Here is a 24,736-nt window from a genome sequence, read left to right as displayed (position 1 = left end):
GATCCGTAAGACGGCTGGATCCCTTTTGGGTCTTTTGTCTCCGTAGGGTGAGTGGGGTGATCGAGACATCCTCCTCCCCTTCCGCTCCGGTGGACGTGGTGCTGCCCTGCCTCGACGAGGCCCAGGCCCTGCCGTGGGTGCTGGCCCGCATCCCCGCGGGCTGGCGCGCGATCGTCGTCGACAACGGCTCCACCGACGGCTCGGCCGACATCGCCCGTGCCCTCGGGGCGCACGTGGTCCACGAACCGCGGCGCGGTTTCGGCGCCGCCTGTCACGCGGGCCTCACCGCCGCGACGGCCGACGTCGTCTGCTTCTGCGACTGCGACGCCTCCCTCGACCCCGCGCTGCTGCCCGCCGTCGCCGGCCCCGTCCTCGACGGCGCGGCCGACCTCGTCCTCGGCCGCCGCAGGCCCGTCACGCGCCGCGCCTGGCCCCTGCACGCCCGGCTGGCCAACCTGGAGCTGGCCCGGCTGGTCCGCCGGCGTACCGGCCTGCGCCTCCACGACCTGGGGCCGATGCGCGCCGCCCGGCGCGAGCCGCTGCTCGCCCTGGATCTGACCGACCGTCGCTCCGGCTACCCGCTGCAGACGGTGGTCCGCGCCGCCGACGCGGGCTGGCGCGTGGAGGAGACGGACGTGCCGTACCGGCCGCGCACGGGCCGCTCCAAGGTCACCGGCACATGGCGCGGGACCTGGCAGGCAGTACGGGACATGCGTGCCGTTCTCGCCGAACCCCCCGCCGCCGGCCCGGTGCCCGCGGCGACCGCCGCCCGGGGAACGGAACGATGAGCCCCCGCCACCCGGCCTCGACGCCGGTCACGACACCGGCCTCGACCGCGGCCTCGACGCCGGTCACGCTGCTGGTCATCGCCAAGGAACCCGTGCCGGGGCGGGTCAAGACACGGCTCACCCCTCCCTACACACCCCGGGAGGCGGCCGCGCTCGCGGAGGCCGCCCTCGCCGACACACTGCACACGGTGCTCAGGGCCCCCGCCCGGCGCCGCGTCCTCGTCCTCGACGGTGCCCCCGGTCCCTGGCTGCCGCCCGGCTTCGATGTCGTGCGCCAGGAAACCGGCGGCCTCGACGAGCGGATCGCGGCCGCCTTCGTGGGCTGCGACCGCGGGCCGGCCCTCCTGGTCGGGATGGACACCCCGCAGCTGACCGTGGACCTCCTGTCGGAGGCCGGACACGGCGGCCACGACGCCTGGTTCGGGCCGGCCGCGGACGGCGGCTTCTGGGCGCTGGGTCTCGCCGATCCAGGGCTCGCCCCGGAGCTCGTACGCGGCGTGCCGATGTCCACCGACCGCACCGGCGCGACGCAGCGGAGACGACTCGTCGAGGCGGGGCTCAGCGTGAGCGACCTGCCGGTACTGCGTGACGTGGACACCGCCGCCGACGCCGCTGCGGTCGCCGCCTGCTGCCCGCCCGGCTCGTGCTTCGCCACCACGCTGAACTCGCTCGCGCGGGCGAGCCGTTGAGCGGCACGGCAGGCGGCTCGGATCCCGCCCTCGCCGAGCGAAGGCCGCGGACCGCCGCCCGATGGAACCCCCGAGCCCATTCCGCCGGTTTCCCCGCACCGGCGCGTCCCGCCGAACAGCAGGGTCCGGCGCAGCCGGGCGAGCCATGGACGGACGACCCGTACGCCCACGCCCTGCGCACCGGTCGGGGCCCGCTCTTCCTGCGCCGCCTGTCACCGCCGGCCCCGCCGGACAGCCCCGCGGCGGATGGGGAGTTGCTGCCGCTGGACATCGAGCGCTGGTGTGCCGCTCCCGACACCGCCGACACCACCGTCCTGAACCGCTGCACCGGCCCCGTCCTCGACGTGGGGTGCGGCCCGGGACGGCTGGTTGCGGCCCTTTCCGCCCAGGGCTCACGGGCACTGGGCGTGGACGTCAGCCCGGCCGCGGTGGCCCGGACCCGGCACCTCGGAGGCGCAGCCGTGCGTCGGTCCGTCTTCGACCGCCTGCCCGGGGAGGGCCGCTGGGGCACCGTCCTGCTGATGGACGGCAACGTCGGCATCGGCGGCGACCCGCAGGCCCTCCTCACCCGCCTGCGCACCCTGGTCGCGCCCGGTGGACGCCTTCTGGCAGAGGCCGCGCCGCACGACGAGGACGAGCGCCTCACCGTCCGGGTCGAGGACGACCAGGGCCGGCACGGCCGCCCCTTTCCGTGGGCCCGCCTCGGCGGCACCGCGCTGCTGGACACCGCCGAGGCAACGGGCTGGATTCCGGCCGGCCGGTGGACCGCCGCAGGCCGACCGTTCGTGGAACTGCACCGCCCGTGGCACGGACACCGCGACCAGCACCCCACGGCCACCGGAAGGCCCGAACACGTATGAGAGACACAGCCGCCGCACAGCATCAGTCCCCGCGGCCGCCGTCCGGCCGGGCCGGGGCATCCGTGAGCCGCACACCGGCCCGTGGTCGCACCCTCGCCGTCGCGGTCCTCCTCGCCGTGCTGACCGCCGTCGTCATCGGCACCCTGCGCGCGGGAGACAGCCAGAGCGACCCCGGCCGCGTGCTCGCCGGATACGCCGTCGCCTGGACGCTGTTCGCCGCCGCGGCATGGGCGGTTCGCAAGGTCCCGGCGCGCGCCGCCACCGCACTGGTCCTCGCCGGCGCGGCCGCCGTGGCGCTGGCCGGGCTCGCCGCACCACCCCGCACCAGCACCGACATGTACCGCTACGCCTGGGACGGCCGCGTCCAGGCCGCCGGGATCTCCCCGTACGCCCACCCCCCGGCCGCACCGGAACTGACCGGGCTCCGCGACGACTGGCTGTTCCCCGCCGGCGGTTCCTGTCGGAGCCGGGGGCTGACCCGGGCGGACAGCGGCCTGTGCACCCGCATCAACCGACCCGCCGTCCCCACCATCTACCCGCCCGTCGCGGAAGGCTGGTTCGCCACCGTCCACGTCCTCTCCCCGTCCGACAGCCGCCACAAGCCGCTCCAAGTCGGTGGAGCCGTGCTGGCGTTCGGCACCGCCGTCGCCCTGCTCGCGGTGCTGCGGCGGCGCGGCGAGCCGCGTCGGGCACCGGCCCGCACCGCCCTGTGGGCGTGGTGCCCGGCCGTCCCCTTCGAAGCGGTCAACAACGCCCACATCGACACCCTCGGTGTCCTGCTCACCGTGCTCGCCCTCGGCACCGCCACTGCGGGAGCCCGTCGTGGAGGGCTGCTCGGAGCCGCCGTCGCGGTGAAACTGCTGCCTCTGCTCACGCTGCCCGGAGCACTGTCCGGGGAGCGCAGTCCGGCCCGCATCCTGCGCACCGTGTCGGCGACGGCCGCCGTGATCGCGCTCGCCTACCTGCCGTACGTCGCCGCCTCCGGCAAAGGCGTCCTGGGCTACCTGCCCGGCTACCTCCAGGAGGAGGGCTACGAATCCGGCGACGTGCGCCGCTTCGCCCTGCTGCGCCTGCTGCTCCCGGACACCGCCGCGGGAGTGACCGCCCTCGCGCTGCTCGCACTGGCGGCCCTGTACGTATGGTGGCGCGGTGACCCGGCCCGCCCCTGGTGCGGCGCCCTGCTGCTGACCGGTACGGCCCTGCTGCTGGTCTCGCCCAACTACCCCTGGTACTCACTGCTCGTCGTCGGCCTCGTCGCGCTCGACGGCCGCTGGGAATGGCTCACCGTCACCCTCGCGGGCACCGTCCTCTACCTCGGAGGCGGCCTGCTGCCGGGCGTCCCGCTCCAGACATGGGCGTACGGCGCGGCCGCCGTGTGCGTCGCGGTCGGGTCCTTGCTGCGGGCCGCCCGGGCACGGCGGCTTCCTGGCAGGCGTCGGTCGCCCGTCTGACGTGGCTCGACCTCGTGCCGGACCATCTCGACGAGCCCGAAGGCGTCCCCTGACAGACGTGTCTCGGCCAGGAGAGCCGGCGCGGGATCTTCACTCGATTGGGTGATACACCAATCTGGGGCCGCCCTGGTGGCGAATGCATCACGTGAGGATCTTCGGCAAGCAGCGACTGACACGCGGCGGACTGGGCGCGGTGTCCGGTCTGTTGACCGCGTTCGCCGCACTCGCGGCGGCGGAGGTGGTCGCCGGGATGGTGCGGCCGCAGGCCGGGCCGGTGCTCGCGGTGGGCGGGGCGGCGATCGACCGTACGCCTGCCGTGGTGAAGGACTGGGCGATCCGGTCATTCGGCACCGACGACAAGCTCGTACTGCAGGTGGGCATCCTTCTCGTCCTGGGCGCCCTGGCCGTGGGCCTGGGATTGCTCGGCCTCCGGCACCGGTGGGCGGCAGCGATCGGCGTCCTGCTGTTCGGCACCGTCGGTGCGGTGGCAGCCGTGAATCGGCCGGACGCCACCGGTGTGGTCGATGCGCTGCCGTCTTTGGCGGGAGCGGTGGCCGGGGGGTCGGTGATGTACGTCCTCACCGGGCGCCTGACCCGCTCATCCGGCTCCGCGCCGGACGCGACGGGGGCTCCCGCGTGGGACCGGCGTGGTTTCCTGACGGCCGCGGCTGCCGCTGCCGCCGCCTCCACCGCCGCCGGTGCGCTCGGGCGCCGTCTGGCTTCGTCCGCCGGCGAGGAGGCGGCGGCGTCCCGCGCGGCCGTCACCCTGCCGGTGCCCGCCTCGCCTGCGCCCCCGGTGCCGCGCGGGGCGGCACTGCGCATCCCCGCCGTCAGTCCCTTCGTCACGTCCAACAAGGACTTCTACCGGGTGGACACCGCATTGGTGGTGCCGAAGGTCGACGCCACACGGTGGCGGCTGCGTGTCCACGGGAAGGGGGTCTCGGCGCCTGTGGACCTGACCTTCCGGGACCTGCTGCGGCGTGAGCTCATCGAGCGGGACATCACGCTGACCTGCGTCTCCAACGAGGTCGGCGGGCCGTACGTCGGCAATGCCCGGTGGATCGGGGTGCGTCTGCGCGACCTGCTGCGCGAGGCGGGTGTGCGGCCGCCGTCGCGGGGCGGTCCGGCGGATCAGCTGGTGTCCCGGTCGGTCGACGGCATGACCATCGGGACCCCGGTGGAGGACGTCATGGACGGCCGTGACGCGATGCTCGCGGTCGGCATGAACGGTGAACCGCTACCGCTGGAGCACGGCTTCCCGGTGCGCATGGTCGTTCCCGGCCTCTACGGATACGTCTCGGCCTGCAAGTGGATCCAGGACCTCGAACTGACCACCTTCGACGCCTACGACCCGTACTGGGTGAGGCGCAACTGGGCGCGTGCGGCCCCCGTCAAGACCCAGGCCCGCATCGACACACCCAAGCCGTTCGCCCGCCCCAAGGCCGGGACGGTGATCGTCGCGGGCGTCGCCTGGGCACAGCACCGGGGCGTCGACCGCGTCGAAATACGGGTCGACGACGGACCCTGGCAGGACGCGGACCTCGCCGCCCAGGCCGGCCCCGACACCTGGCGCCTGTGGTCCTGGTCCTGGAAGGCCGTGCCGGGACCCCACACCCTGACCGTCCGCGCCACCGACGGCACCGGCCGGGTCCAGACCGCCCGGCGTGCCCGCACCAGCCCCAACGGGGCCAGCGGACGGCATTCGGTGGTGGTCACCGTGGACTGACCAAGTGGCCGCCGACGCCTGCCCCTCCAGACCCGTCGGCCCGTCGGCCCGTCGGCCCGTCGGGCCGGTACTTCCCAGCAGCAGAAGACAACCGAGGAGAAACCTGATGAACACGAACACCCTGCGCCTTCGTCGTGCCGCCATCGCAGTGACCGCTGCTACCGTCCTGCCGCTCGCGCTGACCGCATGCGGTACCGACGGGAAGGACAACGCCTCGTCCACCTCGGCACCGTCCACCCCCGCCGACGACGGCTCCGCAAGCCAGGACCCCGGCGACCCGATGGCCATGGACAAGCCCTTCGGCACCGCGTGTTCGGCGGTACCCGAGGACGGCGCCGGCAGCTTCGACGGAATGGCCAAGGACCCCGTGGCGACGGCCGCGTCCAACAACCCGGTGCTGTCCACACTGGTGGCGGCCGTGAAGAAGGCCGGCCTGGTGGACACCCTGAACAACGCACAGGGCATCACCGTCTTCGCACCCACCAATGATGCCTTCGCGAAGATCCCCAAGGCCGACCTCGACAAGGTTCTCGGCGACAAGGCCACCCTCACCAAGATCCTCACCTACCACGTCGTCGGGCAGAAGATCACACCCGCCCAACTGGAGAACGGCTCCTTTGACACCCTGGAGAAGGGCAAGGTCACCACCTCCGGCACCGGTGAGAACTACACCGTCAACGACACCTCGCGCGTGGTGTGCGGAAACGTCTCCACCGCCAACGCCACCGTCTACATCGTCGACACCGTCCTGATGCCGAAGTAGCCGGCCCCGCCCCGGGCCGGTCACGATGCCGGCCGGCCCGGGGGGACACCGAAGACCGGGCCCGGGGAAGGACAACGGCTGTGTGCGTCCAGGGGTCCGCACACACCTTCCCCGGTGCCCTGCTTCGCTTCGGTCGGCACTCGGCCACCTCACCGGCGTGGAGCAGCCGTGAGTTGAGCGGTGCGAGGGAGGTGTCAGGACCGACCCGATCGCCGTGGTGAACCACGCAGCGGCAAAGGCCGCACGCCACGACGTGGCCATGGGCACCCGTGGCGGCTGCGGAGTGCTGTTCGATGTCGCTCCGGTGATCCATACTGTGGGGCTTGTCGCTTCGGGGAGGGTGTGCGTGCAGCATCATCGGGAGTACGGCCGCGAGGTCGTCCGAGGAGTCGTGCGGACGGCAGCCGCCGTCGTTGTCGTCGCCGGTCTGATCAGTGGTTGCTCGTCCGCTGAGCCGGCCCGGGCCATGGAGTGGCAGCGGAGGTACTGCACGGAGTTGGGGGCGTGGCAGGACGCCGGCAGGGCTCTTGCCGAGGCCGCCGACGACGCCGACGACGTAGGTGGGGAGGGCGGTGAAGGCGGCCGGTCGGCCGGGTCCGACGAAGTCGAGGTGTCCGGGCATGGGGCTGTCGCGGCCGCGAAGGTACTGGATCGTGAGGGTCTGGATCGCGACGGCAGCCACATCCTCATCGACACCGCCGCAGCCGTCGGCGGCGACACGGGGGCCGAGCGGCGCGTGGTGTCCTACTGCGAAGACTCGGGCTTCGAGACGCTCGTCGGTTGAGAGCCGACGCCGCGCCGTCCGGGGAGTGCGTACAGGACGCTGATGGGTCACGCGGAAGGAAGGCGTGCGCAGTGGCGGCAGGCACGGGCGGAGACCATGCTCACCGGCATCTTCAACGTCCTGTGGGCGGTCGTCGTCATCCTGATGATCGTCCGTCCGGGTTCGACCACAGGGGCGTGATCCCGGCCGGAGCGGCATCGTCGACGGCTGCGGCGTCTCGGCCGAGAGGCGGGCAGCGGGTGCCCGCCCGCGACCTGCGCCGGGCCCCTGACATGTTTGCGGGGCGCATCCGGGTGTGTGGTCCGCCCGGCGTCGACTACTCTTGAAGAGTTCTTCAATTTACAAGCCTCTTCAAAGGGTGGGGTGGTTCGCGTGCAGGTGCCGCTCTACCAGGCCAAGGCGGAGTTCTTCCGCATGCTCGGACACCCGGTGCGCATCCGGGTCCTGGAACTCCTGCAGGACGGACCCAGGCCGGTGCGGGACCTGCTGACCGAGATCGAGATCGAACCGTCGAGCCTGTCCCAGCAGCTGGCCGTGCTCCGCCGCTCCGGCATCGTGACCGCCGAACGGAGCGGTTCCACGGTGGTGTACTCGCTGGCCGGAGGCGACGTCGCCGAACTGCTGCGGGCCGCGCGCCGCATCCTGACCGAACTGCTGACCGGTCAGCAGGATCTGCTCGCCGAGCTCCAGCAGACCGAGACGGATTCCACGACGTCCGGGTCGGGGACGAAGGGCAACGCGGCGTGAACGCCGGCACCGGCAGCGCCGGCGGGGGAACGGAGAGGTACAAGCAGCGGGCCGTGCTCCTGCGTGTGCTCGTCTACGTGTTCGTCACGCACTTCATCGCGGGCTTCATCACCCTGCTCTTCTACCTTGGGCAGCACGCCCCGAAGTGAGCCGGCCGCACCGCCCCGTCGTCCTCGGGCACGCTCAGCCGGCGGGATGGACGGCGTGCTCCACCGGGCGTGTGTGAGGGCTGTCGGCCTGACGGAGCTCGGCGAGCAGTTCGCGCTGTCCGGCGAGGAGTTCGGTCAGGATGCGGCGCGCGGCCCGCAGCAGTTCGGCGACATCCCCTCCGGCGAGGGCGTAACTGACGGTGGAGCCCTCGCGTATCGACACCACGATGCCGGAGCGGCGGAGCACGGCCAGCTGCTGGGACAGGCTCGAGGGTTCGATCTCGATCTCGGTCAGCAGGTCCCGCACCGGCCTGGGTCCGTCCTGCAGGAGTTCCAGGACCCGGATGCGCACCGGGTGTCCGAGCATGCGGAAGAACTCCGCCTTGGCCTGGTACAGGGGTACCTGCATCGCGTGATCGCTCCCGTCCCGCATCGATGACCGTTTCCCGGCGCCGGCCGGCCGCTGTGGCCGCGGACGATGCCGCTGGGGTCCCATCCTTCCGCCCCCGGGTCCCGCATGCCGATGCACTTGCGGGCTTTTCAGGATCTGGATGTGCCCAGTTGAAACATTCTTCAATTCATGGGCATGCGAAACCCGGGGTCGCGGCTACACCTCCAGGTCGGCCTCGATGCGCCTGAGTTGGTGGCGGGCCATCGCCAGGTTGGCGGTGGCCTTGTTCAGCACCAGGTAGAGGAACAGACCCTTGCCGCTGCGGTTCTTCAGGAGCCGGATCAGGTGGTACTGGCCGCCGAGGGTGATCAGGACGTCCTCGATGTCCTCCTTGACGCCGAGCTCCTTCATCGCGCGGATCTCGGCGCGGATCACATCGGTGTTGCCGGCGGCCGCGACGGTCAGGTCGAGGTCCTTGCCGCCGCCGATCGTGCCCAGCGCCATGCCGCTGGTGTAGTCGACGAGGGCGGCTCCCATGCTGCCCTCGATCGAGGTCATCGTCTCCTTGAGGGAGGTCTCGATGTTCGCCATCGGCACTTGGCTCCTTCTGCGTTGCCTGTCCCGGCATCCTCACGCCGGGCTCTCTGTGACGCAGAAGTTACTCAACGTACCCGAGAGGGGGATGGGAACGGGGATCCCCACCAGGCGGCCGCCCGGGCCGCTGTAGGATGCGGCGCCCCCTCGCGGCCGGTTCGCCGGTGCCTCAGGGTCCGGCCACGGGAGGGGAAACGTGGTCCGGATGCCCTTGCCGCCGCCGTCGTTGTCGGGACGCACCCTCGCCGTGCCGCCGCACTCGGCGGTGATCCCGGTGACCATGGCCGGCCCGCCCGCGGCCTCCGCGGCCTCCGCGGCCTCCGCGGCCTCCGCGGCCATCGCGGGCCGGATCGGGTCCGGCCCGTCGCGGTGCCGGTCGTGGACGGCGCGGGCGAGGATCCCGGCGCCTGCCGCGTGGGTGACATCCCGGCCGGGGGAGTAGCCGGCGGCGTGCCGGACGCCGTCGGTGACCAGCTCACCCGGAATCACCAGGGCCTGCCCGAGCACGGGATGGCGGGGGCTGACACGTCATGGGACGTGGACAGCGCTCTCGGCTCATCCGGCGGCTTTTCGGTGCAGCAGTCCGGTGTGATGCAGATGAGCGCGGGCGGCATCGATGGCCTCGGGAGTCGTGGCGAACAGCCCGCCCGCGTCACGCAGTGCGTCCAGGACACCCAGGGAGTCCAGCGGCTGCTGCCGGCCGGGCCCGATGCCGGACGCCAGGACGGTGATGCCGCGGCGGCTGAGTTTGTCGATCGCGTCCTTCAGGACCAGGGCACCCGTGGCGTCGATGTGAGTGATGCGGGACAGCCGCAGAATCACCACGGACACGTCGGCGACATCGGTCAGCTCCAGCAGGAACCGGTGAGCCGCGGCGAAGAACAAGGGACCGTCGATGCGGTACGCCACGATGTGCTCGGCCAGCAGCGCGTGCTCCTCGGCACTGTGCTCACCGGGCAGGTCCTGGTGCAACGGAACCTGATCCACTCGGGCATGCCGGGCCACCGCACGCAGCGCCAGGGCTCCGGCCACGACCAGACCGATGATGACCGCGTACACCAGATCCAGCACCAGTGTCGCGACCGCCGTCAACACCAGCACCAGGCCGTCCGCACGGGTGGCGCGGGCCATCGCCCGCAGGGACCCGACTTCGACCATGCGGATCGCCGTGGCCAGCAGCACACCCGCCAGTGCCGCCAGCGGAATCCTGGCCACCAAGGGGGCTGCGAGGAAGACGATGACCGCCAGGACGGCCGCGTGGGTCAAGGCGGCCAGCCGCGATCCCGCGCCGGTACGGACGTTGACCGCCGTACGGGCGATCGCCGCGGTCGCCGGCACGCCACCGAACAGCGGGACGGCGAGATTCGCGATGCCCTGCCCGAACAACTCCCGGTCCGGGTCGTGGCGCTGCCCCACCGTCATGCCGTCGGCGACGGTGGCAGACAGCAGCGATTCCAGCGCCGCCAGGGCGGCAACGGCCACCGCCGGAGCCAGTAGTGAGGAGACCGCGGAGACCTCCAGGAAGCCCAGCGAGGGCGCGGGCAGCCCGGCCGGCAGGTGCCCGATTCGGGCCAGGCCCACGTGCGCCGCTTCGGCCACGATCGTGGCGCCGGCGACCGCGAGCAGCGAGAAGGGCACGGAAGGGCGCCACCGCGCTCCCGCCAGCATGACCGCGGCCACTCCCGCGGATACCGCCAGGGCAGCCCAGTTCGGGTGCGCCACAAACTCCCGCGCGGCCCGGAACGCCACGACGAGGACCTTCTCACCGTCCGGGTCGGGCACCCCCAGCGCGGCGGGAACCTGCTGCAGGCCGATGACGCAGGCGATCCCCAGAGTGAACCCCTCCACCACCGGAGCCGGCACGTACCGCATGTACCGCCCGGCCCGGAGCAGGGCGAGTCCGATGAGCAGTACACCGGCCATCAGCCCGACGGTCAGCACCCCGCCCGTCCCGTACCTGGCGACGATCGGCACCAGCACGACGGTCATCGCCCCGGTCGGCCCGGACACCTGCAGATTCGATCCGCCGAACAGCGCGGCCAGCGCACCCGCCACCACCGCGGTGGCCAGCCCGGCCTCGGCACCCAGGCCGGACGACACCCCGAAACCCAGCGCGAGCGGCAGTGCCACGACCGCCACGGTCAGTCCGGCCAGCAGATCCCGGCGCGGTTGGCGGCGCATCGCCTCAAGATCGGCGCGCACGGGCAGCAGCCCACGCACCCGCGCCCAGCCCCGGTTCAGCGGACCGCTCACCGGACGCCGAGCCCGGCGGCATTCCGCGCCGGCCGACCGTGCTGCCCGGCAACCACCGCCGACGAGACCTGGCGTGCCCCACTCGGCAGTCCGGTGATCACGCGCCGGACGGGTACGACGCCGGAGGAGCGTGCGGCACCGAGTCGCCGTGACAGCACCGGCGGCCGGATCCGGGCCCGCGCAGGCTGATGGCACCCGTGCGCTGTGTGCGGCCACGGCAACACCGGAGCCCAGGGCCCTGCTGCCGTTCCGGTCACATGGCCCGAGCGCATCCTGGTCTGTTGCAGCGGCACCGACACCTCAGTCACGTCTCCGGATTCCCCCGGCCGCATGCCGGGCAGGGCGCGTGTGCCCAGGCTGAGTGCAGGCACGGCAACATCAGCATGTATGGAATTGAAGAATTTTGCAATTAGCCAGGTTGCGGGAGGCTGGGCCGGAGCCGCCCAGGGCGGTGCCCCATGGCGCTGTGGCGGCCTGCTCGGCGTCGGGTGGCGGATCTCACGGGCAACGGGGCCGGTCCCTGGAGCATCCGTAGGCCCGACGACCCACGGCGGCACCGCCCCTGTCGACAACCGGGCCCGCTGCCCACGGCGTTTGGGTCACATGAACTCTCACGCTTGGCTGCGGGCGCCCCGCGATGCCTCCAACAATTCCCATGACATCTCGGCCCCGGCAACGTCCGGATCCCCGGATTCACCACGGTGCTCACCCCAGTTGGCCGCACCGTATGGGAGGTTGTCGCGCACGAAGCGCGGCCATCACCGTGACCCTGCTGCTCGCAACCCCCACCCCTCGCGGCAGGGGTGGCGAGTCATTCATGGAGGCCACGACCCTCGCCGGCGGATGCCGAGACGTCAAGGCTTCCGGCTACTGGCGCTGGTCGGACCCGGGCGTCGTCTCCCTGATGTGACAACCCCTGATCGCCAACCCCGGGCGGCCGCCCGGCCACGGACCGAGAGGCGTGAGTACGCGGTTCCTGCCGACCGCTGCATGGTCGGCGACGTCGTATGCGATCACGGTCCGTCGGTCGGTGCGGGCACTGCACCGCGGAATCTAATCGAGGGGCTCACACTGGTCGTACCGCCATTCGCCGTCCTCGCGGGCCCACTGTTGGGTCAGGTCATATCTCGGGTCCTCGCCCACACCGTAGGTGACGACAGCGATGTCTCCTGACAGGCGATCGACTGAGAATCGCTCGACGGTGTAGCGCACATGGTCGAAGTTCATCGACTCCGCTCGTTCCAGCGTGTCGGCGAAGCCCTCTTTGCTGTCCGTCTTGCGGCATCGTGTGGACCACATGGCCCAGCCTCCATCGACGTCCGGCGCAAAGTATGCGGTGGTGTAAGTCCGGACGGCCTTCTCCAGCGCAGCGGTGTCCTCGGCGGTCCCTTGGGCGGCACCGTTGATGGCGGGGACGGTTGTTGAAGGCGGCGCCGGGGTGGCGGCTGCCTTCCCTGCGTTGCCGTCGCCACTGCACCCGGTGACCGCAAGTAACGCGGCTGTCGTGATCGCTGTGATGAGTCTCGGGTTGTGCACCCTGATCTCGATCGGCGGTGTCCACTCCATGATCCTCACTCTCGACTACGGAGTCCGTGCGAGCCGCGCACTTTACGGGTCCGTGATCAAGACCCGCCCGCTGCCGATGGATCAGCATCCGCTGGGGCGGACTCGTCGCGGATGGCATGGCCGCCACCGGGAGGTGCCGCGGCAGCCTGGCCCTCCAAGATGCCTGCCGCAGGGCCGACGTCCGCCGGTCTATGAAGGCGATCGGGTTGAGCGCCGACAACGTGCTCGCCTCGAAGCGCTCCATTGGTGTGGCCGGTTCGCGAGCGGTGAGCGCAGTGCAGGGCCGGTGTGCCTGCCACGGCCGTGCGTGCAGGATGAGTGTCCAGGGGCTTCGCGGGGGCGGCGTGGTCAGCCCTCGGCCGGTCAGGCCCAGAAGGCGTCGGTGACGATGATCTGGGGTTCGGCGTGGCGGCGGATGAAGGTGAAGATGAGCCATCCGCGCCCACCGGCGAGATCGGCGATGTGGGGTCCGCCGGGGCTGGTGGAGGTCAGGGGGCGAACGGTGATCCAGTGCGGCAGGGACGCCTCGGTGTCGATGCCACGGTAGTACGGGTCCGAGGCGGTGATCAGTTCTGCGCGCGCGGCCATGATGAGCTGTTTGGCATCGGCGGGCATGGCGTCGAAGTCCTGACGCGCCTCTGCCGTCCAGTCCATCTGCCAGGGCGGCTGGGGGAGGTCGTCCGTCACTGGCCGGGCTTCACACTGGCTGCTTCGTGCCGCAGGCGGCTGTACTCCGCAAGGAGCCTGGCCGACTCCTCGGGGTTCTCGGACTTCGCAGCGCGGGCTTCGAGGTCGTGAAGGTGTGCTGCGAGGCGGGGGTCGCGCGCGATGGCGTACTGGGTCCACCACAGGCGCATGAACGCGGGCACAGGGGTGAGGTTGAAGGCGTCCCCGATCGCCCGACGCCAGTGGGCCTCGAAATCCGGCAGGAGGTGCGGGGCGTGTTCCTGGATGGCCAGACGCAGGGCCTGTGGTGTTTGTTCGGGCATCGGCGGCACCTTGGGCTTTTCTCCCTCGGGTCCGTCGAAATGTACGGGCTGGGCAGTCATGGTGTGAGGGCTCCTGGTCTTCCCGCCCGGCGCCTTAGGCCGCGTCCTGGCCGACACCGGAGGCCGACTGCTGCCCGGCCCGTTGTTGATGCTCCTCGAACCACTCGGCGGGCACCAGGTAGGCGAGGGTCTTGCCCTTGCGGGTGATCGCGGCCGCCTCACCCGCGATCCGTGTGCGGTCGAGGATCTCGCCCATGGCCTTGCGGAGGTCGATTGTCGTGTATGTCCTCGTCTCCATGCCCCCACACTACCCGAACTATCATAGTTGCGATACTTGCCGTCTCCCGGCCTCGCCGTCCGCCCGCCACCGGACCTACGGAGCCGACGTCGGAATATCGCGCGGGCCGACGCCAGGAGGGCTCTGCTCCCGCCCGACGTCCCAGGTCACCGATGCGGCAGCTCAACGCGGCTATGAACCCTGTCCGTCCGGCGGTCCGGGCGCAAGCGCACCAGTGACCGATGAGTCGATGAGTGGCATGCGGATCGGGGGACTTGGCCGCTGGGTCGGCAAGCCACTGCGGCCAACGGCCACTCAGCGCCGTCAACGGGTCCTGCTGGGTTGCGGCTTGAACCGGCGTGGCCGTCAGGAGTTTTTGAGCTGCGGCTTGAGGGGGAGTGCGGCCGCGCACGGTGTGCCGGGTGCCCCGGCGAACGAGGGCGTGGGTGGGTGGTGCAAACGGCTCCGGCCCCTTCCACGTGGTGTGGGAGGGGCCGGTATTCGTAGCGGGGGCGGGATTTGAACCACGCGACCTCTGGGTTATGAGCCCAGCGAGCTACCGAGCTGCTCCACCCCGCGTCGGTGAATCCAGCTTACGCCATCCGGAGGGGAGTGGGCGGCGATTTACCGGTGTGGTGCCCGCGTGTGGTCGTCGAGGTGCGTGTGGGCGTAGGTGGGTTGATCCGACTACGGGAGTGGGGGCGGAGGTTCCGGTGCCAGCGATCGAGAATTCCTCCTCTGCGATTGGCTGAGGGCTGTCCCGTGCACGATCTCCGGACCTTCCGCGGCCGGTTGCCCTGTCTGCTGGTCCGGATTTGCGGCAGACTTCGGGCAACAGACATCCGAGAGGCTGGGGAGGGCGCATAGAACACATCGGTGAGTCGTTGACGGGCTGTGGTCCGTCGGTGCTGGACGCGCTTGGCGTTGCCGGGTGGACGGCAGGTCGCAGGATCGCCACCGGGGACTGGACACGGCAACTGACAGCTGCTGGGTTCGAGCTCAATGACACGGCGATCGGGGTCTGGGCCGAGTTCGGCGAGCTGACCATCGACAGCTCCCCCACCCGCGTCCCTGGCTCGTCACTGCACATAGACCCCGTTGACGCCTGCGTCGACGCCGCTGCGGAGGCGTCCAGGCTGAGGCACCGCTACGCGGAGAACTACAGCCCTCTGGGTATGTGGTCGGTCCAGTACAGGTCGTACATCGCGACCAGCGGGCGCGTCATCGCCGTCGGGCCGGGCGTTCTCTGGACCTTGGGGTCGACCTTCGCGGAGGCGCTGACCTACGTGGTGGACGGTGATGCCGGCGCCGACCGTACAGAACGAGCACCCTGGCTCTCCGGCAGGCGCACCGGCACATGAGGCGATCTTGCAGTGGCTGGTGGGATCACGGCGTCGGAGCCGTCCTGGCCAGCCTCGTTCACCGGGCTGAGCCCTCGCCTGTTCGGCAGGCCGGCGACCGTACTGCGGCGCGAGGGCGCGGACGCGGGGGCAAGGGTCGGCCGTGGAGCCTCCCGCTGGGGGACCGGTTCTGCTGGTTGCGGGGTACTGGCGCATGAACTTGACGATGCGCCAGCTGACCCAGGCGACGGGGTCCACCACGCCATGGTCGGCATCGCCCGCATGTACCACCTCTTCCTCGCCGGATAGGCGGGCGGACCGCACCGCGACCAGCCCTGCCCCGGCGACTCAAAGATCGTTTACAGGACAACCCTTAAAGTGGCCAAATGTTCGAACGAGTGAGCGCTGAGGAATTGTCGGCCTTGGAGGCACTCGCCTTGGAGGTCCGCAACGAGTTGGCGGCCGCGGGCCTGCCCGTGCTCGCCCCGGGGATGTCCCCGGTATTGGCGGGTGGCGCCCAGGTGGAGGTCGACGGCGGAGCCGACGCGGCGGGCGGCGTGTTCGTGGGCTGGCACGCAAGCCCGCGCGTGCGGGACTGTGCCAGTCGCGCGTTCAGGCTGAAGCAGTTGGACGCGCCGATCCTGCGGCACTCCAGTGCGGTCGGGGCCGCGATGATGCAGGCGATGGCCGCGGTGCTGGCCTCGGCGGGCTTCGGTGTCGAGGACGCGCGCGATGACTACCGTCCTCAGGAGTTGCGGGTGCTTACCGGACCGCCGTCCGGACAGCAGCCGGCATGGGCGATTCGCGACGACGAGCTGACCTTGCCCGGCTGGCAGGACGCTTCCTCCGGCCGTGCCGACTGAGACCACCGCGGATCAGAGTGTCGTGAATCCGGAGGGGTCTCATCGTGGCGGAATGACTCGATCGGATCCTGCAACACCTTGACGACTGGGTGTAGCGACGGTGTGGCGTTCGGGGGCGGTTGGGGCGGTCTTCATCGGGAGGGGTAGGTGACGTCGGTCAGTTGCTCGGAGAGCGTCCACAGCCGGCCTTGGAACGACGTGTCGTGGGACTGGGCGCTCGAGCGGACGGTGGTGGGGTAACCCCTGCTCTGTTGGAAGCCCCGGGGGCCGTAGTACTCCCCTCCCGTGACGTGGGGGTCTGTGGCGGCGCGGAGGAGGGGAAGGGCTCCATGGCCGGTGACTGGAGGAGAAGCGGCTTGATCGCCGCGAACGCTCTACGGGTGAGAGCCGAGGCGTGTGACATCGCTCTCCGGGAACCCGTGGTGTCGGCGCGGTGCGACGGGGTGAGGTGACCGGCCGGCCCTGGCTGGGAGGAACGCCAGGGCCGAGTCCGGCTTCGTTCGGCTACGGCGACGGCGCCTTCAGCGCCGTCCTGATGCCGTGCGTTCGACGTGTGGTGCCGCTGCGGCCGCCTGACGGGAAGGCGGTGGGCCCTCCTGCCGACCGGACGTGTTCAGGCTCCACGTCGTGCCCACTCAGGTTCCGGCCTTGGGGTACAGCTGGTTGAGTACGGCGAAGTCGTCGGACGACGGATGCTGGGGGAACTCGGGGACGGACAGGCAGCTGTTGGTGGACCCGTTGTGGTCGAGGCCGAGAGCGTGCCCCATCTCGTGGCAGGCCACGCTGCGCCTGGCCGCATAGGTGTTGGGCGTGACCTGATCGTTGAGTTCGACCTTGACCGAGCCGTCCACGAAGTAGCCGTCAGATGTGGTGGACGCCGAGGTGCGGCCGTACCACGCCGTCCCGTAGCTGCCGCTGTACACGTTGACGCAGTGCCGCCCGCCACCGGGGCATCCTGCCGTGTACCAGCGGTAGTAGGCATCGATTCCGGGAGCCTGGTACCAGTCGACGCGGGCGTCCGAGACCGGCCACGAGTCGCCGGAGTGGTCCAGGAAGTAGACCTGCGGGTCGTTGAACGGACCGTAGGCCCACTTGTGCCCGCACCACGCGGCCGCCGTACCGACATAGGGTGCGCAAGCCATGATGCCCACATCGGCCCGGGCGGTCGGTGCCCCGTTCAGAACCCCCTTGACGCCCTGGGCGCGCAGTGAGGCTCGCAGGGCGTCGGGCGTCACTCCTGCGGCGGGTGTGTACACCTGGGTGTACGTCGTACCGTCAGCCTTCTGCTGGACGACGTACACCGCTTCGTCGTGGGCGGAGGCGGCGGCCGCGGTCGGCTCCTCGCCTCGTACTTGGGTACCGGCGTAGGCCGCCGGCACCGATAACGCCATGGTGAGAGCCGCCACGATCGCGGCCATTCGCACTCTGATCAAGATGTCCCCCTGATGCTGCGGCCGGCTCCGCCTGATGCGTCGGAGTCACAACGGCCGCCGGATGGGGCCAGCTTGGCATGCACACACCATCCACGGTTCGGGGCCGAGGTGTTTGGCTCAAAACGGCGGACCGAAAGGCCGGCCGAATGCGCACACGTGGTCGAGAACGGACCGGATCGTCGGAGTCGGCCCGGCCCGCGCGGCAGGGACTCGAACCGGACGGAAGCCCGGGCGTTCCGACAGCGGGCCACCCCGGTTGCGCGGAGAGAACCCCCTTGTCCGCGGCGCGGCCAGCCGACTCTGCGGATCGACGCCTGCCCGTGAGGTCGCTACGCCGCGTTCTCGCCGACGAGGGGCAGCGGCGCGAGGGCTTCCCGCAACCGGGCACCGTCAGCGTCCCTCGCCAAGGTGTGGGGGATCGTCGACTTCGCGTCCCACGCGGCACCAGCGGCCAAGACGATCAGGATTCGTCGTCGCCGCACCGTTGGGGCGCGGCCGCGGACCTTCCGGGCCGCTGCCGTGCTCTCCGGACGGTCGCTGAGCCCGACGAGAGGAGCGGCGCCACGCGTGCGATCAGTTGCCCCGGCGGATGCGGGCGGCCTCGCGGGCCGCCGCCATCTGGCGGGCCTCGGCCGCCTTGCGCGACTCCCGGCCGGGGCGCGTGCCCAGGCCGCGGAACGGGGCACCACCGCGTGGCCGCGCGTTCGCGGCCGGCGCGCCGGCGACGGGGACGCCGGACGGGGCCTGGGCCCCGGTGATCCGGCTCAGCGCCGCCTCGCCGGAACGCACCTGGGTGATCACGGGCCGGATGCCCGCGTCGGACATGAGCCTGGTCACGTCGCGGCGCTGGTGAGTGGTGACGAGGGTCACGACCCGGCCGGCCTTGCCGGCCCGCGCGGTCCGCCCGCCGCGGTGGAGGTAGTCCTTGGAGTCGCCGGGGGGATCGACGTTGACCACGAGGTCCAGGTCGTCGATGTGAATGCCGCGGGCGGCGACGTTGGTGGCCACCAAGGTCGTCAACTCGCCGGTCTTGAACCGGGCGAGGGCCCGCGTGCGCTGCGGCTGGGACTTCCCGCTGTGCAGGCCCGCCGCCGGGATCCCGGAGCCCTCAAGGTGCCGGGTGAACTGGTCGACGGCGTGCTTGGTGTCCAGGAACATGATCACCCGGCCGTCGCGGGCGGCGATCTCGGTGGCGACGGCGTGCTTGTCGGCGGCGTGGACGTACAGCACGTGGTGTTCCATGGCGACGACGGTCGCGGCCGAGGGGTCGACCGAGTGGACCACCGGGTCGGTCAGGTAGCGGTCGACCAGGAGGTCGATGTTGTTGTCGAGGGTGGCGGAGAAGAGCATCCGCTGGCCGCCGGCCCGCACCTGGTCCAGCAGCTCGGTGACCTGCGGCATGAACCCCATGTCGGCCATCTGGTCCGCCTCGTCCAGGACCGTGATCCGGACATCGCCCAGGTGGCAGTCACGGCGCGCGACGAGGTCGCTCAGACGTCCGGGCGTGGCGACGACGACCTCGGCCCCCGCCCGGATCGCTCCGACCTGCCGGCCGATCGAGAGGCCGCCGACGACGGTGGCGAGCCTGAGGCCCAGCGCCTGGGCGTAGGGGGTGAGGGCTTCCGTGACCTGCTGCGCCAGTTCACGGGTGGGCACCAGGACCAGTGCCCGGGGCCGCTTGGGCTCGGCCCGCGCCCCGGCCGTGCGGGCCAGCAGCGGCAGGCCGAAGGCCAGGGTCTTGCCGGAGCCGGTGCGTCCCCGGCCGAGCACGTCCCGGCCGGCCAGCGCGTCCGGCAGGGTGGCGGCCTGGATGGGGAACGGTTCGCTCACGCCGAGGTCGGCCAGGGTCTTGAGCAGGGCCGGAGGGAGCGGGAGCTCCGTGAACGCCGTCATCGGAGGCAGGGCCGGGGTCACCGTCTCGGGTGCCGCGAATTCGTCCTGCGGGGCGGCGAGGCGTCCCTGGCCGCCGGATCGGCCGGGACTCCGCGGGCGGGAACGGCCGCCCGAGCCGGAGTGGTGGTCGTTCCGGGGCGAACGGTTCATGGGCGAACCTTCCTCGACGGGCACGCATCGAGGGAATTCCCGGTGGAATGCGCGGCCGGGGAGTCGCCAGAACGAGCCGAAGACAAGACGGTGACCGACAACGGGTGGTCCCGTCCGTACGGCGTGGGGTCGAGCTGCGTCGTGCGTGCCGACGCCGGGTGCCGACGTCCGCGGGATCGCACTTCTCCGCGAGTTTACCCGCCTGGTCCGATGTTCCGGGCGAGTCCGCGGTGCCGCACGGGTCGGCGCTCGCCCGCGGCCCCGGCGAGGCCCTTCCGGACCGGCCGGGACGACGGCGTACTCGCGGTCCGGGGTCGTCCCCTCCGGCAGCTCTCCGTGGCGATTGATCGCCGATCCGTGCCGAAGCCGTCCTGGGCCCTCGGCATCCCCGCGGACCCGGTCGCGGCGCGTGCAAGGGCGGAAAGGAGCCTCTTGGACGTCAAGACGGGCCACCTGAACGAGACACATGCGTCAAAGCGGACGCATTGGCTGGCGCGGGGACCGGGACATCCGGTAAGCAAGGGCATGGACCCGGATACGGGTTCCGCCGGCGCACCACGAGGTGCGCCGTCGCAGCAGCATATGAGGGACGAACACAGTGGCATCTGGCGTCGTGAAGTGGTTCAACGCGGAGAAGGGCTTCGGCTTCATTGAGCAGGACGGGGGTGGGCCGGACGTGTTCGCGCACTACTCCAACATCGCCGGCAACGGCTACCGCGAGCTCCAGGAAGGCGAGCACGTCACCTTCGACGTGACGCAGGGGCAGAAGGGTCCGCAGGCGGAGAACATCGTCCGCGGCTGATCTTCGGCCTGGAGGTGCGGTACGCACCGTCTCGAGCGGGGTCGTTCTCTTCACCAGGGAGCGGCCCCGCTTCGCCTCTCGGCGTCCACCGGCAAGTGCCCGGATGGGCGCACGGCCCGTACACCCGGTTCGGATTGGGATGCGGGGCGATGACCGGCCAGGTGTGATGGGTACACGCCGCCTGCCGTCGCTCGGCCCTCGATCATCTTCGGCCGGCGTTCGAGCACACGCCCCGACCGCGTCCGACCATGGGTGCCGGATGGGCGCGGGAGCAGGGTGGGCTCCCATGCCCGCGGGAAGGCCATGCGTCGCACTCTCTCTTGCCGTGGCGCCCCAAGGACACGTGCTCATCGGGACCGTCGACGGCCGCGTTCTGGAGTGTGCGGCCCGGTCGTGACGCCGTGGGGCGGTTCACCTTGCGATGCGCAGGCCGCCGGGTCGGACGTGACCTGCGGGCTGTGACGGTGAGATATGTGTTGGACGGAAGCCGGATCACGACCCTGGAGGAGCTCTGGCGTGTCGCCGGCGAGACCATCGGCTGCGGGGGTTACTTCGGCCGGAACCTCGATGCTTTCACGGACTGCCTCCGCGGTGGCTTCGGTACGCCGGATGACGGTGACTTCGTGATCGAATGGCGTGATCACCAAGTCTCCCGACGAAATCTCGGACATGCCGAGACGGCTCGCCAGCTCGAGCTGACGCTCGCCCGATGTCATCCGACGCACCGGGCCGGCATGGGCGTCAGGCTGGCGGAGGCACGCGCCGGACGCGGCCCGACCACCTTCGACTGGCTGGTCGAGATCATCGAGGAGGAGCTTCCGGGCGGGCTGCACCTTCGCTGACCCGGGCACTCGTGACGGGACTGACGGTCCGGCCTCGTCGACGTGGTCGTCGCGACCGTCGCGGGCGACGCACCGTGCCGTCTGCGGCGGGGGTGACACCATGCGGTGTCATGGCAGATGACAGCACCAGTACGTTCCAGGCAGGCCAGACGGGGCTCATCGTCCGGATCCCGGAGGCAGAGCCGGCCGTCCGCCGGTGGCGTGAACGGCTCGACCCCTCGGCGCAGGCCGGGGTTCCAGCCCACGTCACCGTGCTCTTCCCGTTCCTTGACGAGAGCCGGATGGAGGCGCTCGTCCACTCCGCTCTCGCGGACGTGTTGGGCGGTCACCAGGCCTTTGACCTGCGGTTCGAGAGGTGTGGACGGTTCCCTGAAGTGCTGTATCTCGTTCCCGAGCCTGACGCGCCGTTGCGGCGGCTCACGGAGGCGATCGCTGATCGTTGGCCTGAGGTCCCGCCGTACGGCGGTCGGTTCGCCGAGGTCGTGCCGCACCTGACCATCGCTCAAAGCCCGGAAGACGCGGTCCTGGCGGAGATCGAGGCGGACCTCTCGGCCATGCTCCCGTTCACGTCTCACGTCGCGTCGGTTGAACTCATCGTGTACGACGGCGTGGAGTGGCGGGAGCGGGCGTCGTTCGCGCTCGGAGCATGCGCCAGGTCACCATCACGACCCGGGTGAATCGACGCCCGTCCACCGATGCAACTCGGTGCGGCACCGAAGTGCGGCGACCTCGGCGACCATCCCCGTCTCGCACCGCCGCTGTGTGGTCCGGAGGCGACTGGCGCGACCGTCGTCGACCGGGTCGGCAGAGTCGCGGATCGAGAGGCGGGCCGCGGAGTACGGCCCGCTCCCCTGATGGGGGTTCGGTTGGTTGCCCGGCTGCCTTCGCAAACTGGGATCTGACGTGAAGTGCGACGGGCTAGGATCGCGGGCGGGCGAAGCCGTAGCGCAGAGGTAGTCGCGCGCGGTCTCCAAAATCGCGAGGACGTCGGTTCGAATCCGGTCGGCTTCGCCTGCCCCGGCCGCGCGTCCGGGCCGAGGAGCGACTGTGCCGGATGCGAGTGAGAACGGCCGGTGACCCGCAGGTCTATGCCCAGTGGGTCCCGTGGGGTGCTGCCGGGAGGCGTCGGCTCACCGATCCGCGGTGCTCGGCTGAACGGTCACGTCATCGCGTGCGGCATACCGCCGGTTCGAGCAGCGACAACGTCCGCTGCTGGGCGTCGAGGCCGACGCGGATGCCGACCGGCATCGGCAGATTCGGGCCGGCATGCCCGAACTCCACGTTGCCCAGGACCGGGATGTCACGGTCGCCGAGGACGTCGAGGACGATCTCGGGCAGGGTCGGGGACGCGCCGGGTTCGAGTCCGCTGATCTCGTGCGGAACGCCCACGACCATGCCGGAGATCCGATCGAGGATGCCGCAGTGCCGCATCACCTGCAGATAGCTCCACACGTACGATGCCAGGCCGCCCATCTCCTCCCAGAACAGCACCGCACCGTCGAACCATTCGAGCGGCAGCGCGAAACGCGTCGCCTGCGCCAGCACGATGCGATTGATCACCCCGCCGATCAGCCGGCCTTCGACACGACCAGGACGCCAACACTCCCACGACGGGCTCGCGGGCAGCGCACCGATCGCCTCGGTACCGGTCAGCAACCTGGAGTAGAACTTCTCGAGTTCCGCTTGGCGCGCCACGGGCGCTGACTGCCAGTGCCCGCCGAAGCCGGGGACGGCCATGTCGGCATGGAACCCGACCAGACCCGTGCGCGCGTAGAGCACCAGGTGCAGCAGCGAGATGTCGCTGTAGCCGAGGATCGGCTTGGGGTCGGCCCTGATCGCCTCGACGTCGATCAGGTCGAGGTAGCCGAGCGCCGTCTGGCCGCCGTCACTCGCGACGATCGCGCGCACCTCAGGGTCACGTAGAAGACCATTGAGTTCCCCGGCGATGTCCGCCGGTGTGGCCGCGCTCCACCAATGGCCACGGCCTGGTTCGAGTAGCGGGGCAAGACGCACGCGGAATCCCATCCGCTCGAGCACCACCACCGCCTGTTCGACGTTGGGCTCGTAAGCGGCTGGCAGCGGAGCGGACAGCGCTGCGATGACAACGAGGTCTCCGGGCTTCAGGGCGCGCGGTCGAAGCAGTGGAGGCGGTGCAGAAGCGGTCATGGCGTCAGTGTCGGCGGTGCCATGGGCAGGGTCACGCGACTTTCGCCCGCCCCAGCGGTACGGCGTGCATGGCGCCCGCGGAAACCGGACGACGACGTCGACGCGAAACCGTGTCGCCGCCACTGGTCAAACCCGGCACTACCTCAGATCGCGGGAGCGCCATCAGAGCGCCCTGGGACAGGCCACCTTGCCCCCGCCCCGAACGGTCGACCACGTCGAGCGGTGAGTGCGCCGACGGGCGAGGTGACCATGCCTGTCCAGGCGATGCTCACCCTTGACGGAAGAACTCCCGCGCCATCGCGATCATGGCGCGGGCCGCGGCACCGGGCGGGCGCTCGGAGGGAGCGGCAAGGGAGAACCTCCATTCCAGGTCGGCGTCGTGGACGGTCAGAGTGGCGACGCCCTGTCCCGTGCCGAGGGCGACCCGTGGCAGCAGGGCCACGCCCAGTCCGTTCCGGACGTAGGCCATGCCGGTGGTGAGGTCGGTGATCTCGATGGCGACACGGTGGGGGACGGAGGCAGTGGCGAAGGCGCGGTCGGCGACGGTCCGGTTGCTGTAGCCCTCGGGGAAGTCGACGAAGTCCAGGCCGGCCAGTTCGGTGATCGACACGGTGCGGCGCTTCGCGAGCGGATGGGCGGCCGGCACGACGAGGTCGAGCACCGAAGTGGCGAGAGCCGCCAGCGTGACGCCTGTCGGGTACGGTCCGGGCCCCGAGACGAAGGCGAGGTCGAGCCGTCGTTCGAGAAGGGCCTCTATCAGGCCCTGGGAGCCGGAGGGGGCGGCGCTGGTCTGCAGGAACACGCCGGGATGACGCCGGTGGAATTCACCGAGGAACACGGGAAGGTCGATGAGCCCGACCGTGGCGATCGCGCCCAGTCGCAGTGTGCCGCGCAGTCCGCCGCGGACCTCGCCCACCGCGTCCGCGGCCTCCCGGGCGGCGTCGAGAGCGGCGTGGGCGCGCGGTAGCAGGGCGGCACCGGCATCGGTGAGCAGCACGCGTTTGGGGGTGCGTTCCAGCAGCGGCGTGCGGAGCTCTCGCTCGAGGTTCTTGATGGTGGTGGAGACCGCGGACTGGACGACGTGCAGCCGTGCGGCGGCGCGGGTGAAGTTGGCTTCCTCGGCGACGGCCACGAAGTACTCGAGCTGGCGCAGTTCCACCCTCCGAGTATCCCTCCGCGAGCCCCCAGGTATCTCTCGACGAGATGGCGGCAGTCTCCGA

At 71.0% G+C, this 24,736-nt stretch carries 27 protein-coding genes, 2 tRNA genes and 2 pseudogenes; 17 read left to right on the top strand and 14 right to left on the bottom strand.

The genetic code is table 11. The features are described from left to right. Positions 1-56 precede the first annotated feature (56 nt). The 10 genes from AB0F62_RS04125 to AB0F62_RS04080 all read left to right on the top strand — a co-directional run bounded on the left by AB0F62_RS04125 (position 57) and on the right by AB0F62_RS04080 (position 7,957). Complete coding sequence (locus AB0F62_RS04125; RefSeq protein WP_361791906.1) at positions 57-788, top strand: glycosyltransferase family 2 protein; 732 nt, start codon at positions 57-59, stop codon at positions 786-788. After that, positions 785-1,477 carry a DUF2064 domain-containing protein gene (locus AB0F62_RS04120; protein ID WP_361791904.1) on the top strand — a complete coding sequence of 231 codons (693 nt, stop codon included), beginning with the start codon at positions 785-787 and terminating at the stop codon, positions 1,475-1,477. Before AB0F62_RS04125 ends, AB0F62_RS04120 begins: the two co-directional genes overlap by 4 nt. Next, positions 1,474-2,337 carry a methyltransferase domain-containing protein gene (locus AB0F62_RS04115; RefSeq protein ID WP_361791902.1) on the top strand — a complete coding sequence of 288 codons (864 nt, stop codon included), beginning with the start codon at positions 1,474-1,476 and terminating at the stop codon, positions 2,335-2,337. Before AB0F62_RS04120 ends, AB0F62_RS04115 begins: the two co-directional genes overlap by 4 nt. Continuing rightward, positions 2,334-3,788: a glycosyltransferase 87 family protein gene (locus AB0F62_RS04110; protein WP_361791900.1), complete on the top strand. Its 1,455-nt coding sequence runs from the start codon at positions 2,334-2,336 to the stop codon at positions 3,786-3,788. The genes AB0F62_RS04115 and AB0F62_RS04110 overlap by 4 nt, the downstream gene beginning before the upstream one ends. A gap of 136 nt (positions 3,789-3,924) precedes the next feature. Continuing rightward, a complete protein-coding gene (locus AB0F62_RS04105) occupies positions 3,925-5,514 on the top strand; it encodes a molybdopterin-dependent oxidoreductase (protein ID WP_361791898.1) in 1,590 nt (529 codons plus the stop codon). A gap of 106 nt (positions 5,515-5,620) precedes the next feature. Beyond that, positions 5,621-6,277 carry a fasciclin domain-containing protein gene (locus tag AB0F62_RS04100; RefSeq protein ID WP_361791896.1) on the top strand — a complete coding sequence of 219 codons (657 nt, stop codon included), beginning with the start codon at positions 5,621-5,623 and terminating at the stop codon, positions 6,275-6,277. A gap of 217 nt (positions 6,278-6,494) precedes the next feature. Continuing rightward, positions 6,495-7,061, top strand: a complete 567-nt coding sequence (locus tag AB0F62_RS04095; protein ID WP_361791894.1) for a hypothetical protein — start codon at positions 6,495-6,497, stop codon at positions 7,059-7,061. A gap of 42 nt (positions 7,062-7,103) precedes the next feature. Continuing rightward, on the top strand, positions 7,104-7,241 hold the full coding sequence (locus AB0F62_RS04090) for a hypothetical protein (RefSeq protein WP_361792046.1): 138 nt from the start codon (positions 7,104-7,106) through the stop codon (positions 7,239-7,241). 192 nt (positions 7,242-7,433) lie between these two features. Next, positions 7,434-7,808 (top strand): metalloregulator ArsR/SmtB family transcription factor, encoded by a 375-nt coding sequence (locus AB0F62_RS04085; protein ID WP_361791892.1) that lies wholly within the window; start codon positions 7,434-7,436, stop codon positions 7,806-7,808. Further along, complete coding sequence (locus AB0F62_RS04080) at positions 7,805-7,957, top strand: DUF6126 family protein (RefSeq protein WP_361791890.1); 153 nt, start codon at positions 7,805-7,807, stop codon at positions 7,955-7,957. Before AB0F62_RS04085 ends, AB0F62_RS04080 begins: the two co-directional genes overlap by 4 nt. A gap of 34 nt (positions 7,958-7,991) precedes the next feature. Here the strand turns inward: AB0F62_RS04080 and AB0F62_RS04075 are convergent, their stop codons facing one another. The 9 genes from AB0F62_RS04075 to AB0F62_RS04035 all read right to left on the bottom strand — a co-directional run bounded on the left by AB0F62_RS04075 (position 7,992) and on the right by AB0F62_RS04035 (position 14,606). Further along, positions 7,992-8,366 (bottom strand): metalloregulator ArsR/SmtB family transcription factor, encoded by a 375-nt coding sequence (locus AB0F62_RS04075; RefSeq protein WP_361791888.1) that lies wholly within the window; start codon positions 8,364-8,366, stop codon positions 7,992-7,994. Between the two features lie 198 nt (positions 8,367-8,564). Further along, positions 8,565-8,939: a hypothetical protein gene (locus AB0F62_RS04070; protein ID WP_361791886.1), complete on the bottom strand. Its 375-nt coding sequence runs from the start codon at positions 8,937-8,939 to the stop codon at positions 8,565-8,567. A 39-nt stretch (positions 8,940-8,978) separates the two neighbouring features. Beyond that, a complete protein-coding gene (locus AB0F62_RS04065; RefSeq protein ID WP_361791884.1) occupies positions 8,979-9,449 on the bottom strand; it encodes a hypothetical protein in 471 nt (156 codons plus the stop codon). A 48-nt stretch (positions 9,450-9,497) separates the two neighbouring features. Continuing rightward, positions 9,498-11,195 (bottom strand): SulP family inorganic anion transporter, encoded by a 1,698-nt coding sequence (locus AB0F62_RS04060; protein WP_361791882.1) that lies wholly within the window; start codon positions 11,193-11,195, stop codon positions 9,498-9,500. Between the two features lie 1,053 nt (positions 11,196-12,248). Further along, positions 12,249-12,761 (bottom strand): nuclear transport factor 2 family protein, encoded by a 513-nt coding sequence (locus AB0F62_RS04055; RefSeq protein ID WP_361791880.1) that lies wholly within the window; start codon positions 12,759-12,761, stop codon positions 12,249-12,251. A 363-nt stretch (positions 12,762-13,124) separates the two neighbouring features. Further along, on the bottom strand, positions 13,125-13,448 hold the full coding sequence (locus AB0F62_RS04050) for a hypothetical protein (protein ID WP_361791878.1): 324 nt from the start codon (positions 13,446-13,448) through the stop codon (positions 13,125-13,127). After that, positions 13,445-13,810: a DUF6247 family protein gene (locus AB0F62_RS04045; RefSeq protein WP_361791876.1), complete on the bottom strand. Its 366-nt coding sequence runs from the start codon at positions 13,808-13,810 to the stop codon at positions 13,445-13,447. Before AB0F62_RS04045 ends, AB0F62_RS04050 begins: the two co-directional genes overlap by 4 nt. Positions 13,811-13,844: 34 nt before the next feature. After that, complete coding sequence (locus tag AB0F62_RS04040) at positions 13,845-14,048, bottom strand: type II toxin-antitoxin system Phd/YefM family antitoxin (protein WP_361791874.1); 204 nt, start codon at positions 14,046-14,048, stop codon at positions 13,845-13,847. A 483-nt stretch (positions 14,049-14,531) separates the two neighbouring features. Beyond that, positions 14,532-14,606: transfer RNA gene (locus tag AB0F62_RS04035), tRNA-Met, on the bottom strand. Positions 14,607-14,932: 326 nt separating this feature from the next. Between AB0F62_RS04035 and AB0F62_RS04030 the strand changes: the two genes are divergently transcribed. The 3 genes and pseudogenes from AB0F62_RS04030 (at position 14,933) to AB0F62_RS04020 (ending at position 16,230) form a co-directional block, all read left to right on the top strand. Then, positions 14,933-15,388, top strand: a complete 456-nt coding sequence (locus AB0F62_RS04030; protein WP_361791872.1) for an SUKH-3 domain-containing protein — start codon at positions 14,933-14,935, stop codon at positions 15,386-15,388. Positions 15,389-15,400: 12 nt separating this feature from the next. Then, positions 15,401-15,605 (top strand): annotated as a pseudogene (locus AB0F62_RS04025) (IS5/IS1182 family transposase); the annotation flags it as partial. A 148-nt stretch (positions 15,606-15,753) separates the two neighbouring features. Next, complete coding sequence (locus tag AB0F62_RS04020) at positions 15,754-16,230, top strand: hypothetical protein (RefSeq protein WP_361791870.1); 477 nt, start codon at positions 15,754-15,756, stop codon at positions 16,228-16,230. Positions 16,231-16,361: 131 nt separating this feature from the next. On the opposite strand, the pseudogene AB0F62_RS04015 reads toward AB0F62_RS04020, so the two are convergent. The 3 genes and pseudogenes from AB0F62_RS04015 to AB0F62_RS04005 form a co-directional block, all read right to left on the bottom strand. Beyond that, positions 16,362-16,559, bottom strand: a pseudogene (locus AB0F62_RS04015) (short-chain dehydrogenase); the annotation flags it as partial. Between the two features lie 306 nt (positions 16,560-16,865). Next, complete coding sequence (locus AB0F62_RS04010) at positions 16,866-17,654, bottom strand: matrixin family metalloprotease (RefSeq protein WP_361792035.1); 789 nt, start codon at positions 17,652-17,654, stop codon at positions 16,866-16,868. 582 nt (positions 17,655-18,236) lie between these two features. Continuing rightward, entirely contained in the window at positions 18,237-19,706 is a 1,470-nt protein-coding gene (locus tag AB0F62_RS04005; protein WP_361791868.1) for a DEAD/DEAH box helicase, read from the bottom strand. A gap of 598 nt (positions 19,707-20,304) precedes the next feature. Here AB0F62_RS04005 and AB0F62_RS04000 point away from each other — a divergent pair. The 4 genes from AB0F62_RS04000 (at position 20,305) to AB0F62_RS03985 (ending at position 22,361) form a co-directional block, all read left to right on the top strand. Next, positions 20,305-20,508 (top strand): cold shock domain-containing protein, encoded by a 204-nt coding sequence (locus AB0F62_RS04000; RefSeq protein ID WP_319139601.1) that lies wholly within the window; start codon positions 20,305-20,307, stop codon positions 20,506-20,508. A gap of 458 nt (positions 20,509-20,966) precedes the next feature. Continuing rightward, positions 20,967-21,350, top strand: a complete 384-nt coding sequence (locus tag AB0F62_RS03995) for a barstar family protein (RefSeq protein WP_361792033.1) — start codon at positions 20,967-20,969, stop codon at positions 21,348-21,350. Positions 21,351-21,460: 110 nt separating this feature from the next. After that, the gene (locus tag AB0F62_RS03990) at positions 21,461-22,027 is read left to right on the top strand and encodes a 2'-5' RNA ligase family protein (RefSeq protein ID WP_361791865.1); all 567 of its coding nucleotides are present in this window, start codon (positions 21,461-21,463) and stop codon (positions 22,025-22,027) included. A 259-nt stretch (positions 22,028-22,286) separates the two neighbouring features. Then, a tRNA-Trp gene (locus tag AB0F62_RS03985) sits at positions 22,287-22,361 on the top strand. Positions 22,362-22,514: 153 nt separating this feature from the next. Here AB0F62_RS03985 and AB0F62_RS03980 read toward each other — a convergent pair. Next, positions 22,515-23,516, bottom strand: coding sequence for an LD-carboxypeptidase (locus tag AB0F62_RS03980; protein ID WP_361791863.1), 1,002 nt, complete (start codon positions 23,514-23,516; stop codon positions 22,515-22,517). A gap of 268 nt (positions 23,517-23,784) precedes the next feature. Continuing rightward, on the bottom strand, positions 23,785-24,675 hold the full coding sequence (locus AB0F62_RS03975) for a LysR family transcriptional regulator (protein WP_361791861.1): 891 nt from the start codon (positions 24,673-24,675) through the stop codon (positions 23,785-23,787). Between the last annotated feature and the right edge of the window lie 61 nt (positions 24,676-24,736).

It is taken from the genome of Streptomyces sp. NPDC026673 (assembly GCF_040638135.1).
GTDB lineage: Bacteria > Actinomycetota > Actinomycetes > Streptomycetales > Streptomycetaceae > Actinacidiphila.
The sequence above is the reverse complement of the archived record's forward strand: the minus strand, read 5'-3'. Positions and strand labels throughout refer to the sequence as shown.

What these genes read in the sequence shown, in the direction of transcription:
- AB0F62_RS04120 (WP_361791904.1), top strand. Translation starts at nt 785, where the DNA reads ATGAGCCCCCGCCACCCGGCCTCGACGCCGGTCACGACACCGGCCTCG.
- AB0F62_RS04105 (WP_361791898.1), top strand. Translation starts at nt 3,925, where the DNA reads ATGCATCACGTGAGGATCTTCGGCAAGCAGCGACTGACACGCGGCGGA.
- AB0F62_RS04070 (WP_361791886.1), bottom strand. Translation starts at nt 8,939, where the DNA reads ATGGCGAACATCGAGACCTCCCTCAAGGAGACGATGACCTCGATCGAG.
- AB0F62_RS03980 (WP_361791863.1), bottom strand. Translation starts at nt 23,516, where the DNA reads ATGACCGCTTCTGCACCGCCTCCACTGCTTCGACCGCGCGCCCTGAAG.
- AB0F62_RS04075 (WP_361791888.1), bottom strand. Translation starts at nt 8,366, where the DNA reads ATGCAGGTACCCCTGTACCAGGCCAAGGCGGAGTTCTTCCGCATGCTC.
- AB0F62_RS04005 (WP_361791868.1), bottom strand. Translation starts at nt 19,706, where the DNA reads ATGAACCGTTCGCCCCGGAACGACCACCACTCCGGCTCGGGCGGCCGT.
- AB0F62_RS04045 (WP_361791876.1), bottom strand. Translation starts at nt 13,810, where the DNA reads ATGACTGCCCAGCCCGTACATTTCGACGGACCCGAGGGAGAAAAGCCC.
- AB0F62_RS03990 (WP_361791865.1), top strand. Translation starts at nt 21,461, where the DNA reads ATGGCAGATGACAGCACCAGTACGTTCCAGGCAGGCCAGACGGGGCTC.
- AB0F62_RS04040 (WP_361791874.1), bottom strand. Translation starts at nt 14,048, where the DNA reads ATGGAGACGAGGACATACACGACAATCGACCTCCGCAAGGCCATGGGC.
- AB0F62_RS04100 (WP_361791896.1), top strand. Translation starts at nt 5,621, where the DNA reads ATGAACACGAACACCCTGCGCCTTCGTCGTGCCGCCATCGCAGTGACC.
- AB0F62_RS04090 (WP_361792046.1), top strand. Translation starts at nt 7,104, where the DNA reads ATGGGTCACGCGGAAGGAAGGCGTGCGCAGTGGCGGCAGGCACGGGCG.
- AB0F62_RS04055 (WP_361791880.1), bottom strand. Translation starts at nt 12,761, where the DNA reads ATGGAGTGGACACCGCCGATCGAGATCAGGGTGCACAACCCGAGACTC.
- AB0F62_RS04020 (WP_361791870.1), top strand. Translation starts at nt 15,754, where the DNA reads ATGTTCGAACGAGTGAGCGCTGAGGAATTGTCGGCCTTGGAGGCACTC.
- AB0F62_RS04110 (WP_361791900.1), top strand. Translation starts at nt 2,334, where the DNA reads ATGAGAGACACAGCCGCCGCACAGCATCAGTCCCCGCGGCCGCCGTCC.